The sequence below is a fragment of the Anaerobacillus sp. genome (genome assembly GCF_046314235.1).
GTDB lineage: Bacteria > Bacillota > Bacilli > Bacillales > Anaerobacillaceae > Anaerobacillus.
Genome location: NZ_JBKBWN010000004.1, coordinates 92,299 through 105,803 on the forward strand (window position 1 = coordinate 92,299; position 13,505 = coordinate 105,803).

At 37.2% G+C, this 13,505-nt stretch carries 14 protein-coding genes; 13 read left to right on the forward strand and 1 reads right to left on the reverse strand.

The features are described from left to right. Window positions 1-103: 103 nt before the first annotated feature. The 12 genes from ACK4M9_RS06495 to ACK4M9_RS06550 all read left to right on the forward strand — a co-directional run bounded on the left by ACK4M9_RS06495 (window position 104) and on the right by ACK4M9_RS06550 (window position 11,546). Window positions 104-316 (forward strand): hypothetical protein, encoded by a 213-nt coding sequence (locus ACK4M9_RS06495; protein ID WP_409848795.1) that lies wholly within the window; start codon window positions 104-106, stop codon window positions 314-316. A 78-nt stretch (window positions 317-394) separates the two neighbouring features. Next, a complete protein-coding gene (locus ACK4M9_RS06500; protein WP_409848796.1) occupies window positions 395-643 on the forward strand; it encodes a hypothetical protein in 249 nt (82 codons plus the stop codon). A 153-nt stretch (window positions 644-796) separates the two neighbouring features. Then, the gene (locus tag ACK4M9_RS06505) at window positions 797-901 is read left to right on the forward strand and encodes a YjcZ family sporulation protein (protein WP_409848797.1); all 105 of its coding nucleotides are present in this window, start codon (window positions 797-799) and stop codon (window positions 899-901) included. Between the two features lie 392 nt (window positions 902-1,293). Beyond that, window positions 1,294-1,464 carry a twin-arginine translocase TatA/TatE family subunit gene (locus ACK4M9_RS06510; protein WP_409848798.1) on the forward strand — a complete coding sequence of 57 codons (171 nt, stop codon included), beginning with the start codon at window positions 1,294-1,296 and terminating at the stop codon, window positions 1,462-1,464. Window positions 1,465-1,497: 33 nt separating this feature from the next. Further along, complete coding sequence (locus ACK4M9_RS06515; RefSeq protein ID WP_409848799.1) at window positions 1,498-4,050, forward strand: molybdopterin-dependent oxidoreductase; 2,553 nt, start codon at window positions 1,498-1,500, stop codon at window positions 4,048-4,050. A 32-nt stretch (window positions 4,051-4,082) separates the two neighbouring features. Further along, window positions 4,083-4,766: a 4Fe-4S dicluster domain-containing protein gene (locus tag ACK4M9_RS06520; protein ID WP_409848800.1), complete on the forward strand. Its 684-nt coding sequence runs from the start codon at window positions 4,083-4,085 to the stop codon at window positions 4,764-4,766. Between the two features lie 37 nt (window positions 4,767-4,803). Then, window positions 4,804-5,436 carry a TorD/DmsD family molecular chaperone gene (locus ACK4M9_RS06525; RefSeq protein ID WP_409848801.1) on the forward strand — a complete coding sequence of 211 codons (633 nt, stop codon included), beginning with the start codon at window positions 4,804-4,806 and terminating at the stop codon, window positions 5,434-5,436. Window positions 5,437-5,469: 33 nt separating this feature from the next. After that, window positions 5,470-6,558 (forward strand): 4Fe-4S dicluster domain-containing protein, encoded by a 1,089-nt coding sequence (locus ACK4M9_RS06530; RefSeq protein ID WP_409848802.1) that lies wholly within the window; start codon window positions 5,470-5,472, stop codon window positions 6,556-6,558. 56 nt (window positions 6,559-6,614) lie between these two features. Then, window positions 6,615-7,757: an NrfD/PsrC family molybdoenzyme membrane anchor subunit gene (nrfD, locus tag ACK4M9_RS06535; RefSeq protein WP_409848803.1), complete on the forward strand. Its 1,143-nt coding sequence runs from the start codon at window positions 6,615-6,617 to the stop codon at window positions 7,755-7,757. 366 nt (window positions 7,758-8,123) lie between these two features. Next, entirely contained in the window at window positions 8,124-9,014 is an 891-nt protein-coding gene (locus ACK4M9_RS06540; RefSeq protein WP_409848804.1) for a substrate-binding domain-containing protein, read from the forward strand. Beyond that, entirely contained in the window at window positions 9,011-10,909 is a 1,899-nt protein-coding gene (locus ACK4M9_RS06545) for a histidine kinase (protein WP_409848805.1), read from the forward strand. Before ACK4M9_RS06540 ends, ACK4M9_RS06545 begins: the two co-directional genes overlap by 4 nt. Then, window positions 10,884-11,546: a response regulator gene (locus ACK4M9_RS06550; RefSeq protein WP_409848806.1), complete on the forward strand. Its 663-nt coding sequence runs from the start codon at window positions 10,884-10,886 to the stop codon at window positions 11,544-11,546. The genes ACK4M9_RS06545 and ACK4M9_RS06550 overlap by 26 nt, the downstream gene beginning before the upstream one ends. 149 nt (window positions 11,547-11,695) lie before the next feature. On the opposite strand, the gene ACK4M9_RS06555 is transcribed toward ACK4M9_RS06550, so the two are convergent. Beyond that, window positions 11,696-12,553: a vanadium-dependent haloperoxidase gene (locus tag ACK4M9_RS06555; protein WP_409848807.1), complete on the reverse strand. Its 858-nt coding sequence runs from the start codon at window positions 12,551-12,553 to the stop codon at window positions 11,696-11,698. 212 nt (window positions 12,554-12,765) lie between these two features. Between ACK4M9_RS06555 and ACK4M9_RS06560 the strand changes: the two genes are divergently transcribed. After that, window positions 12,766-13,491 carry a polyphosphate kinase 2 family protein gene (locus ACK4M9_RS06560; RefSeq protein ID WP_409848808.1) on the forward strand — a complete coding sequence of 242 codons (726 nt, stop codon included), beginning with the start codon at window positions 12,766-12,768 and terminating at the stop codon, window positions 13,489-13,491. Window positions 13,492-13,505 lie beyond the last annotated feature (14 nt).

A 13,505-nucleotide genomic window follows, 5' to 3' on the forward strand; every position in this document is an offset into this window, starting at 1 on the left:
AAAAAGCGGTATAGTGCATATAGGGGTATTTCCTAAAGGCAAGCTCTTTTTGCCTGTTTGGATAGGCTATCTATAAAAAATGACTAAATAAGGGGACATTAAAATGCGCAAAATCTTAGCCGTAACTTTTCTTGTCTTAATCATCGCTCTCGTAGGCTGCGGAGCAGAGGAAGACAAAAAAGAAGTTATTAGTAAAGAAGACATGCAATATAACCAAGCTAATTTTGATCTGGCGCTTCCAGATATAGAAGGTAATATGGTGACAATTACTCCAAACGGAAAAACAATTTACGCTTACTTCACAGGAGTTGGCTGACAACTTTGCATTCATCAGCTAGTTGAGCTGAACAATAATATCGATAAATTACCTAATGTAAAACTATACGCAATTAGCTTGTCAAGTCCAGAAGAACATAGCCTTGTACAGAGTACGTTTCAGTTAGATCACTTTGAGTTCTTAACGGACTACGAAGCAGAATTTGGGGAAAAATTTGGTTTTATTGATATTGAAGGAAACCAAATTAAGCGGTACGAAAGAGGTTATGTTGGCGTGAACCCTGAAACATCAAATATGGTAATCGAAGTTGATTATTTACTTGGAGAAAACATCAAAACAGTACTAAAGGTTATGGAAGAGTTATAAAAAAATTATCTCATCTGGCTAAGAGTAGCCATGATGAGATTTTTTGTTAAAAATGAAGAAATAAGCCAAAGGCCTAATCACATTCTGGATGTTTTGAATATAGTATTTTAAGTGGTGTTTAACCACAAAAAAATAAAAGGGGTGTATGTGAACATGTCTCACGCTCATCATGGATTAGGCGCTGGTTTTGCGTTAATCGTAGTATTGTTTATTCTTTTAGTAATTATCGGAGCTTCTTACGTAGGCTACGGCTACTAAGAGGAAGTATTTCAAGAGGATGTCCAATAATTTGGGCATCCTCTTGTTTTGATATATAAAAAATGAACTATTTGTGAAAATACATAATTTATGAAAGAAAATAAAAATCCCTACTCTTACAAACGTTGATTTATAAACGTTTTTGAGTGTAGGGATTTTCTTATTCACAATTACGTAATTTCCCTACAAGCGGTATCTTTTTTGCTGATAGTGATTAATGTCACAACTGATGCAATATAAGAGTAACAAAAGAACACAGGCAACCTTTTTTGAAAAAAAAAAATCCTCTACGTAAACGCTTGTGATCTTTTTTACATTAATGATAAGTAACGACGTGTAGTCCAATAAGGAGGGAAACGAAACTAAAATCCTAAGTTAAGGAGGAAATCTCTATGTTAACAAACATCGGCATTCCAGGTTTGGTCTTAATCCTAGTTATCGCACTTATTATTTTCGGTCCCAAAAAGCTTCCAGAAATGGGGAGGGCACTTGGAGACACATTGAAGGAATTTAAGAAATCGACAAAAGAATTAACTCAAGATGAGGATTTTGAAAAGAAATAGAAAAGTAATAATTACCAAATGGAGGTGGATCTTGTGAATGTAAATAGAAGGAATTTCTTAAAACTATCAGCAGCTAGTGGACTTTTCGTTGCAGGTGCTAGTCAAACAAAACCTGTGTTGAACGCCTTTACGAAAACAACAGAGGCTTCTGGTAAAAATGAACCACAAGGTGAATGGATAGCAAGTACGTGTCAAGGTTGTACAGCATGGTGTGCAGTGCAAGTTTATCGTGTTAATGGTCGTGCCACAAAAGTGAGAGGTAATCCAAATGCGAAGGCAAACCATGGTCATGCCTGTGTTCGCTCCCATATTGCCTTACAGCAAGTGTATGATCCAGATCGTGTCAAACAACCAATGAAGCGAACAAACCCGAAAAAAGGTAGGAATGAAGATCCAGGATTTGTTCCGATCACATGGGAAGAAGCAATGGATACAATTGCTGAGAAAATTATGGAATTACGTGACAACAATGAAACACACAAATTCTCAGTATGGCGTGGACGTTACACCGCAGTAAACGATATTCTTTATGGAAGTTTACCAAAGATAATTGGAACTCCAAACAATGTTTCTCACTCATCAATTTGTGCAGAGTCAGAGAAATTTGGCCGTTACTACACTGAAGCCTATTGGGGTTACGCTGATTATGATCATGAAAATACTTTTTATGAAATTTTATGGGGGGCAGATCCGATTGCTTCCAATCGTCAAGTTCCTCACACTGCAAGTATCTTTGGCAAGCTAAAGGACCAAGCAAAGCTTGTTTGTGTTGATCCTAGATTTTCAACAACAGCGGCAAAAGCAGATGAATGGCTACCAGTAATTCCAGGTGAAGATGGAGCAATAGCAGTAGCAATTGCCCACGTCCTCTTAACAGAAGGCTTATGGTACAAACCGTTTGTAGGTGACTTTAAAGACGGTGTAAATCGTTTCATCGCTGGTCGAACTGTACGTGAGGATGATTTTGAAGAAATTCAAACCCACGGTGTCGTGAAATGGTGGAATATTGCTCTTAAAGATGCTACACCTGAGTGGGCGGCAGAAAGATGTGGAATTCCAGCTGAGCAAATTTACCGTGTCGCTAGAGAGTTTGGTAATGCTGCACCTAAAGCGATTTCGTTCTCATCACCTGGTTCAAGCATGGCTGTTCGTGGTGGGTATACAGCATTAGCGCAAGCAGCTCTAAATGGCTTGGTCGGCTCTGCTGATGGTGTTGGAGGAGTTATTTCTGGAGGAGAAAGTTGTCCGAAAAATGATTTTCCAGACTTCACACCATATCTTGATGATATTGCAGCGACTGGAATTGCAATGCCGCGAGCTGACCGTGGAGGAAAACTAGCCTATCCTGCTTTAAACGCAGGTAAATCAGGTGGAGTAAAATTAACCAATACATTAGCCGACGCGATTTTAAGCGGTGATCCATATGACTTAAAAGTCGTCATCAGCTACTGGACGAACTTTAACTTTAGTAACCAAGGAACAGATCGTTGGGATGAAGCTTTAGCGAAACTTCCTTTCCATGTCCATCTAACAGTTAATCCAGCCGAACAAACACATTTTGCTGATATCGTCTTACCTTGTGCACATCATATGTTTGAGGCTTTAGGGGCGGTTCGTGGTAGTAACGGTAACTTACACACACATCTTCATTTACAAAACAAAATTATTGACTCGCCATTTGATGTAAAGATTGATGAGACTGAAATTCCTTGGATGCTAGCTGAAGCGTTAGAAAGAAAAGGTTTTTCAAATTTAATCAATTATTATCGAAATGAATTCAAAGATCCTGAAAGTGGTAAGAAACCTGAAAATGGGTCTGAATTTAATGAAATTGCCGTAAAAATGTACACTCAACCTGTATGGGACCCTTCAGTAGAAAAGAAAGGTGACAAGATTAACGGTTGGGAAGAATATAAGCAACTTGGAACTTGGAACTCGATCCCATATCAATTCTATAAAAAATATGATGGGAATTGGGGAACAGCTACTGGTCAATTTGAATTTTATAGCGAAACGTTGAAACTAGCCTTAGAAGGTCACGCTGAAAAACATAACGTATCGATCGACGAAGTGATGGAAGCAGCAATGCAAACAGAACGCGGCGAATTCGCGTTCGTACCTCACTACGAGCCAGCGTATCGTGTTGGTGATGAAAACGAGTATCCATTCATTTTCACGGAGCATCGTTCAAAATTAAATCGTGAAGCGCGTTCTGCAAACTGTTCCTGGTATCAAGAATTTAAAGATGCCGATCCAGGTGACGAAGCTTGGGATGATGTCGTGAAAATAAACCCAATTGATGCTAAAAATCTCGGAGTTGTCAATGGAGATATGGTGAAGTTAACAACGCCAACAGGTACGATTACAGTAAAAGCAAAGCTCTGGGAAGGAACGCGTCCTGGCATTGTAAGTAAGTGTTACGGTCAAGGTCACTGGGCTTATGGTCACATTGCTTCATTAGACCGCAAAAAACAAATTGCTCGTGGTGCAAATAACAATATAATTTTAGCACCAGTTCATGAAGCGATGAGTGGTAGTGGAGCACGACACGGTGGTCAAACACGAGTGAAAATAGAAAAAGTTTAATAGAACTTTAAAAAAGTACGGAGGTGACGGTTGTGGCTAAAAATTATGCAATGACAATTGACCTGCAGTCATGTATCGGCTGCGCAGCATGTTCAATTGCCTGTAAAAGTGAGAATAATACAGATACCGGAATGAACTGGTCTCATCATATTATCAACGAATCTGGGAAGTTTCCGAATGTGAGATATGAGTACATTCCAACTCTATGTAACCATTGTGACAATGCACCATGTGTGAAAGCTTGTCCAGTAACAGCAATGTACAAGGATGAAAATGGTTTAACCTTACACAACGCAGATAAATGTATTGGCTGTAAAAGTTGCATGGCGTCCTGTCCTTATGGGGTTATTTCATTCAATAAGAAAGATCCTCATCAATACTGGAACGAAAAAGAAGCTTGGAGTGAGATGTCGGCTTCTCCTGCTGAAATTAAAGAGAAAATCGGCACAGCAGTTCCTTATTACAACCCTGAACGTGATTTTAATTACGAAGCGATTCGATACCGGGGCATTGTGGAAAAGTGCCAAATGTGTGATCATCGTTTAGATCGTGGCGAGCAACCATATTGTGTATCTAGATGTCCAGCAGAAGCCCGTTATGTCGGCGACCTTAACGACCCTAACGATAAAATTCATGAGTTATTAAGACATAACCATAAAGGTTTAAGAGAAGATCTCGGAACAAAACCAAAAGTATTTTATCTTAGAAGTTTCTAAGAGTTACAAACTAGATGAAAGAGGAAGTGACTAAGGTATGGGAAGTAAACTAGGAGTTTTTCAACAGAAGGCAAATCTATATAAGGTCTTGTCTGAATTATTTAACAAACCAAATCAGGATATGCTGGAGTTGTTCGATCCATTAAAAGATAGTCTACAAACTCTTTACCCTGACCTTGTCACATACGGGGAAGTGCTAGATAAAGAGTTTAGTGATCTTTACCAGGAAGACGCAAGTTTAACAGCTTTAGCCGTCGAACATGCTAAATTGTTTATTGGACCTTTCGATGTGCTAGCACCACCCTACAGCTCTATTTATCTAGAAAGTGGACGTCAACTTCAAGGTGAATCAACTCGATATGCTGAAGAGATCTATCGGGAAGCTGGTATTACAATGTCAGAAGACTTTAAAGATGTTGCTGATCATATTAAAGTCGAGCTGGAATTTGTGTATTTTCTATACTTTCAATATGTTGAAACGAATGAATTGAGGTATCTAAATACACTTACCAAGTTTAATCACTCTCATTTAAGTAAATGGATCTCACCTTTTAAAGAGCAAATTCAGAACAGAGCAAAGCTAGATTTCTATAAAAGGTTAGCTGATCTAACAGCTAAAGTTGTTATGATCGAACGAGAAGAATTAACTCCACAACGAACTTCAAACTAACTAGTAGAGAGCTTAGGAAAGGGGCGAATACGCATGTGGCAAAAATTTCTAATGAAGCGAATGATCGATAAAAGCTTTGTGAGGTGGAGTGAAAATCGGTGCTTACGTAACCGTAATAAACAGTCCCAATGTTCACTATGTGAGGAAATTTGCCCCCAACCAGCTCTAGTTATTGAAGACGGGAAGTTAACGTTCGATCACTCAACGTGTAGCAATTGTCGATTATGCATTCACGTATGCCCGACAGAAGCGTTCAATTATGAGTTTGAACAGCTTCATAAATATGAACAGAAAATTCAAAGCTATGAAAGTGTTTGTTTTTCTTGTGGCGAACAAGGGGACTCAAACACTGATGTAATCTTACCTTGTGTGTCTTCGCTGACACCTGAAATGTTAATGATTGCCACTCTTCATGATAAGAGAGTACAAATCTTATGGGATGAAAAGCAGTGCCGCTCTTGCAAATCAAACTGGACTCATGAACGAGATTTTAGTTGGGTGCACGAATGGAATAAGAGTGAAGCCTCAAACAATAAGGTCGAGATCATTAACAAAAAAGAGGAAAAACTAGCAGCTAAACAAAAAATAACAAGAAGAGAATTGTTTTCCTTTACAAAAAATAAAACGAAAGAGCAACTAGCAACGCTTGTATTTGACTCTTTTGATCACGCACCTAATTTGAAAAATAAGCTTCCTTTAACAGAGCGAAGAAAGTATTTATTAGCCTATTTACAGAAAAATAACGAAACTGGAATAGTGCCCGAAAAGGTTGCTAAAAAAATTGGGATCGTCAACATAAGTGTTACAAGTAACTGTAAGCTATGTCAAAAATGTTCTGCTACTTGTCCAACCGGGGCTTTAACAATTGTTGAAACAGAGGATACAAAATTATTAGCCTTTCAACCGCAGCAGTGCATTGATTGTGATATTTGTGAACATGCTTGTTTAGAAATTAGTAAACATCCGATCAAGTTTGAAGAAATCACCCTTAAAAAAGTGCTTCAAAAACATAAACTAACAAACTGTCCTAGTTGTGGTGAAAAAAAGCTAGAATTTCAGAACTATTGTGAAGAATGTACAGTGAAACACGCCCGGAAAAACATTCTTCAACAAAGTTGGTAATTTAATAATCGAATTAATTGGGTAAATCCAATTAAACTAAAAGGAGGGAACTAACTATGAAAGCCAAAACATCGGCAAAAGGGTTACCAATTGTAATCCTCACAAGTCTTGTTCTTGCTATTGGGATTTTCAGTATGGGAAACACATTAATTCAAGGTCAAGTAGTGTTTGGTTCAACCGATCAAGTACCTTGGAATCTTTTAATCGTAGCTTACGTATTCTTAGCTCTTGCTGCGAGCGGTATGTGCTTAGTATCAACATTCGGTCATGCATTAGGCTTTGAGAAGTTCGAAGTGATTAGTAAAAGATCGTTATATTTAGCTATATCCGTTTTAATTCCAGCGTTACTAGTCCTCGCGATGGACTTAGGGAGATTAGATCGTATATTCTACTTTATTACCTCTCCGAACTTACAAGCACCAATGTGGTGGATGGGCGCAACATATGGAGTTTACGTAGTTGTGTTACTATTTGAGTTCTTCTCGGTTCAAACAGGCAACGAAAAAGCTGTAAAAATAGCTTCATACGTAACATTATGTGGAGCAATTGCAGCAACAAGTATTTTAGGTGGAATCTTTGCCGTAGTTATCCAACGACCATTATGGTATGGGGGGGCAACTTCAGTATACTTTGTACTTTCAGCTTTAATTACCGGAATTGCAACTTTATTAATTGCTACAGTCTTAACGTATAAAGTAGCTAAGAATGAGATCAACTTTAAGCTTCAAGAAGTGCTAAGTTATTTGGGTAAAGCAATGTCAATTCTTTTAGCAGTAGCTTTAGGGTTCCATGCTTGGCGTTTAATCACATTGTTTTATGTTGGGTCTGAGAACTTTAATATGGTTCTAAATGGAACGTATTCATTTGCCTTCTGGGGTGTTGTTATTGCACTAGGTTTAGTTATACCTATTTTACTATTATTAAAAAACAGGACACCAAGAAAGCTAGTTATAGCAGGATTACTAGTATTAATAGGGATGTTTGTTGATAAATACATTATGGTCATCGGCGGGCAGCTCGTTCAACCTTTCGGAGAAGTAGCTTCATACTCATCTACATTTACGGAATGGACAATATTTGCTGGTGGGATTGCCGCATCTGTCTTAATTTACATGTTTGGAGTTAAGAAATTTTCACTAGATGCGCTTGGGCATGAAGAGCCAAGAGTAATAGTAACAAAGCCACCTAGAGCTGGATAATCAAATAAAATATTTACGTGAGAGGCTGTCCAATTGGTGTTAGCTCACCTTGTCGACAATAAATTGTTTTATACAATCTATGAAGATGAGATGACTATACTTACTTTTAGGATAGTCTCTTTTTGTGTGTAAACCGTCACTGTAATTGAGGCTTAATGTACTTAAGTTTTCTAAAATATTCATTGTAAGCAACTATTTACATAAAAAAATGTAAACGTTCCTTGACAATTCACGACTTCGATATCTATAAGCTGTTAACAGATGTATAATTAAAGTACTTGTTTTTACTGTATTTAGCAAAGTAAAAACGGTGGAACCACTTTTCATATAGGAGGGATTCTTATTAAGAAGTTATATACGATTATTTTGTTAGTAATATTGTTAGCTGCTTGTAATGAGAAACAAAAAATGACGTATCTCCCTCTCACCTCAACAGAAACAGAGATTGAAACTACACATTTTGAAGAACCGGTCAATACTATCCGAACAGCCTTTGCCTCTGTTGTCTCACCTGAAGAAACACGTCATAAGTATGATTTACTCATTAAATATTTAGAGGACCACCTTGAACGACCAATAACAATTATTCAAAAACAAACATATGAGGAAGTAAATGAGTTGTTGAAAAATGGTGAAGTTGATCTAGCATTTATTTGTTCACTTTCATACGTTATTGGTGTTGATGAAGGCTACGTAGTCGATGTAGCGACTACAGTTATAGACAATAAAGATCTTTACAGATCATATATTATTACCCACGAAAATAGTGGATTAGAAACGCTCAAAGATCTAAAAGGAAAACGTTTTGCTTTTGTTGATCCTTATTCATACACAGGGAGGTTAGCGGCTTTAGATATGCTAAATAGTCTTGGCTACACACCTGAGGAATTTTTTGAAGAGACATTCTATACGTATAGTCATGATTATGCAATTAGTGCAGTAGCTAGAGGGGCTGTCGATGCAGCTGCGGTAGATAGTATTCTATTTGATATGTTATTAGATTTACAAAATGAAGATGCGATACAAATACAAATCGTAGAAAAAGGGCCTTGGGCAGGTGCACCACCAATCGTAGTGTCTAATAAAACGGATAACAAGCTAAAAGACCAAATAAAAGAATTAATATTAACCCTCGATGATAATCCCCGTGGCAGACAAATATTAAAAGAATTAAAGATTGAAGAATATGTTCCGATAAATCGAGAGAACTACGAACCGATACGCAATGCAAAGAATTTAATGGGTAACGACAAATGAATCGAAATAATGCATTTACCAGTTTCTTAACAAGTGTTTCGATTCATGTAAAGATCTACGGAATGGTCTTTACTGTAATTTTTTTAGTAACAATTATTAGTTTAATTGGAGTGCGAATTTCAATTACCGAAACATTTTCACAACAGTTAGACGAAAGGGTAAAGTCAATTGGAAGTGATGTAGCATCAAGAAGTAGTGATTTAATGTTAACAAATAATATTTATGCTCTGCAAAAGCTAGTAAACGATACGTTAAAAAATAACAAAGATATCGAATACGTCATTATCTTAAATGAACAAGGGAGGACAATTGTTCATTCATATGAAAATTTAGCCTTAAGCACAGAACTACTCCATGCTAACAGGGTAGATAAAGATGATCTCAATAGTTTGGTCATTTTTGACACCGAAAAAGGAATTATCAGAGATGTAGCCGTTCCAATTGTAAAGGGATTTGGTGGCACAGCGAGAGTCGGTCTTCGCAGTGACTCGCTAGATGAGGAACTTCAAAATGTCACAACACAAATGCTGATTACGATGCTTATTGTTCTCATGCTCTCACTCTTAATTGTTTTAGGTTTAACACAAATAATTACGTATCCAATTACTCAATTAGTTAATTTAACAAAACAAGTAGCAAAAGGAGATTTCTCGCCAAGAATTAAAAATTTCTCTAATGATGAAATTGGAAAGCTAACTCATTCATTTAATTCCATGTTAAGAAACTTAGAGAAAGCAAGAACTGAAAAAGAAAAATATTACCAGGAAATTTTAACAAGAAATCGTGAACTTACATTACTAAATAGCATTTCAGCAACTGTCACTACTGTTGCTGATTTAAGAGCAGTGTTAGAAAAATTTGTTGTCGATCTAGTGAGAGAGCTTTCGCTAAACAGTGCCTTAATCCAAATCAAAGTCGATGATGATTATGAATTGTTTTATAACTCTAAAGAAAATTGTTTAGTTGAATTTGAAATACAAAACGGTCAGGATTTAAATTGTTTATGCCCTAAAAATGAAGTGAAAGTCAGCAATCATTTTCCGCTACTAGTTAAGGATCAAACTGTCGGGCAAATTCAAATTTGTAGTGCAAAAGAACTTGATCCATATTCAGTGAAAATTTTAAAATCAATTGGAAATCAGCTTTCAGTTACAATTGAAAACATTCAGTTATGGGAAGAAATAAAAAATAAAGAAAAAGTGAGGAAAATGCTTCTTGGAAAAGTAATGACGGTACAAGAAGAAGAACGAAAACGGATTGCCCGTGAACTGCACGATGAGACAAGTCACTCGTTATCATCGATACTATTAGGTTTAAAAGTTTTGCAAGAGGTAAACGACGAGGAGCAAAGACAGAGAGAAATTGCTCATTTAAGAGATCTGGCACATCATACGATTGAAGAGGTTCATGATTTAGCATGGCAATTACGTCCGAGTATATTAGATAAATTTGGCTTAAACGTGGCAATTGAGCGATACACTGAGGAATTTAAGAAGAAATACCCTGTTGAATTTGATTTGATTTTAAAAGGGATTGATAAAGAAAGATTACGACCTGAGGTAGAAACAGCCATTTTTAGAGTTGTCCAAGAGGCACTTACAAATATCTTAAAATACGCAAAGGCCGAATCTGTTAGTGTTATCATTATCAAAAATACTGAGATGATTTCAGTAATTATTGAGGATGATGGTATCGGCTTTAATGTCGAGAGTGTATTAAATAAAGATCCTTCAAAATATAACTTAGGGATTAGAGGGATGCAAGAACGTGTATCTTTATTAGGTGGCACCCTTAATATCGAGTCAGAAATAGGGCAAGGGACTGCTGTGATGGTGAAATTGCCAATAACAGACGAAGGAGGAGAATTGCTTGACGGTCAGAATTATGCTAGCTGATGATCATCCGGTTTTTCGTTCAGGCTTAAAAAACATTATTTTAACAGAGGATAAGTTAGACTTTCAGGTGGTTTGTGAGGCTCATAATGGTAAAATTGCCATTGAAATGGCTTTGGAGATGGAACCAGATATTATTATCATGGATATTAATATGCCTGAAATGGATGGGATTGAAGCCACGAAAGCAATTAAAGCAACTCTACCAGAAACAAAAGTATTAATCCTAACAATGTATTCTGATGAAGCCTATTTAAAAGAGGGCTTAAAGGCTGGGGCATCAGGCTATGTTCTAAAAAGGGCTGTTGATACAGAATTAATCTCAGCATTAAAAACGGTGTTGAATGGAGAAGCCTATATTTATCCAACACTCATCCCTAGTTTGTACAATAGTTCTAAAGAAACTAGTAGTCAGCAAGAATCGGAGCAGGAGGAAGACTTGTTAAGTCCTAGGGAGAAAGAAGTCCTAAAATTTATAGCCCTAGGTTATACCCAAAAGGAAATCTCTACAGAACTGTTCATTAGTATAAAGACTGTAGACACCTATAAAACGAGAATTATGGAGAAGATTGGTGCGAAGAAAAAATCAAGTGTCGTTAGATATGCACTAAAGCATAAAATAATTTCAAGTAACGATTAATTAAGGAAGGTGACTTAAGAGTATCTGTCACTTCAGTATGGTATATAGAATGATGGTATATCTCTCTATCTATATATCTATAACTTGAGGTCACAGACATTTGAGTCACCTTCGTTTTTTAAAATAAATATTTGCGTTACCAAATGTTCTTAAAAAAAGAAAAACGGGTTCCTTTGAGGTTGCTGAGTGTTTTGCGCTGGATCAGCAGGTGGGAATGGCATCGCTTGTTCCCAAGGTGGTGGCGGTAAAATCGCTCCTTTTCCTTCTTTAAATGGATTGTCAACAGGTGTGTTTTCCCCATCACGGTCTCTTCTCAGTTCTCTCACAATATGCTGACCGATTTGTCTACCTAGGCGCAAACCTTCACTATTGTCGATTGGAAAATGAACACAAGCATACAAACGTGACATTGAACCTTGTTCTGCGATCTCTCTTAATCTAGCTCGTTCAGCAGGGAAGAAGTAACCTAAGACTACCTCTGCACAACCACTCACCGTCGAATGTCCTGAAGGATAAGCAGGGAAGTGAGGTGTTGGAAGAACAGTCTCTATACTAGGGTCTAGTTGATTAGGTCTAGCGATATCAAAAGTGTATTTTAAATGCCAAGTAATCACAAAGGCATCATTCATAGCTGCTTGCGTTGCTGCAAGAATTCGTGCGGCCCTTGGTGGATTAACATTATATGTGTCAATCAGACGGTCAATAATTGGTGTCCACTGCTTAGTTGGTGGACCAAAGCCAAAATAACTAGCAATCGTTCTTTGCTCGTCGGTTAAATTTTGTTGAGTTTCTAAAACAGCATTCAGTTCACTGCCAGCAAAATCAATGCGATAAGGGTTTCGAATTTTAAAGGATACGAGCTTACCTTCTAAATCTGTCCACTGATTTGAGGTATTTCTTTTAAAAAAATTTAGTGGCCAGGAACCAGCTTGGGGTTCAACTGGGGTGACTTTACCAGCATTAAGTTTTGACCATTTAGGTGTCTTGTAGCGTTTTTTATTTTCCATCACATAAAAATCTCCTTTTGTTTTTCTATAATTTATGATTACTCAGCTATATAGGTGAGAGAAGTTTGCATGAATGTTAAAAAAGGAACGGCTCTTTTTATTGATGGGTCAACTTTTATCCTAAAAACTAAATTTGCCGAGCGTCTAACTGCTTAACGATTGTCATAAGTTAGAGTGGGAATGGAACGATAACGGAAAATGGGGGGAGTTTCTTGTTAAATGAAGTGATCTTTGAACAAAGGTTTGAAAACAAAAAACAGTATAAAAAAACATTGAAGAAGAAGCAACTTAGACTACTTGAATTACAAAGGATACTCCATAAAAAAGGTGTAGCTATAGTTCTCGTTTTTGAAGGTTGGGATGCAGCTGGCAAAGGTGGCGTCATTCGCCGACTTACTGAGCAACTTGATCCACGTGGTTATACTGTGCAATCCATTGCCGCTCCAGATGTCCATGAAAAGCAATATCATTATTTTTGGAGGTTTTGGAAGTCGTTTCCGAAGCGAGGGCAAATGAGTATTTTTGATCGTTCATGGTATGGGCGAATCTTAGTTGAAAGAGTCGAAGGGTTTGCTTCAGAAAAAGAGTGGAAGCGAGCTTACGAAGAAATTAATGCAATTGAAAAAATGTTTGTAGATGATGGCCAGATCATCCTAAAATTTTGGTTACACATCACAAAGGATGAACAACTCAAGCGATTTGAAGAAAGACAGGAAAATCCATTTAAACATTGGAAATTAACAGATGAAGATTGGCGTAACCGACAAAAATGGAGTCAGTATGAGGAGGCTGTCATCGAGATGGTTGATAAAACGAGTACAAAGTGGTCCCCGTGGCAGATAATAGGTGGAAATGATAAATGGACAGCTCGGGTCACGATTATTGAAATCGTCATCGAACAAATGGAACGGAAAATAGCAGAACTAGAAGATTGTTAAAACGGTTCCTTTCT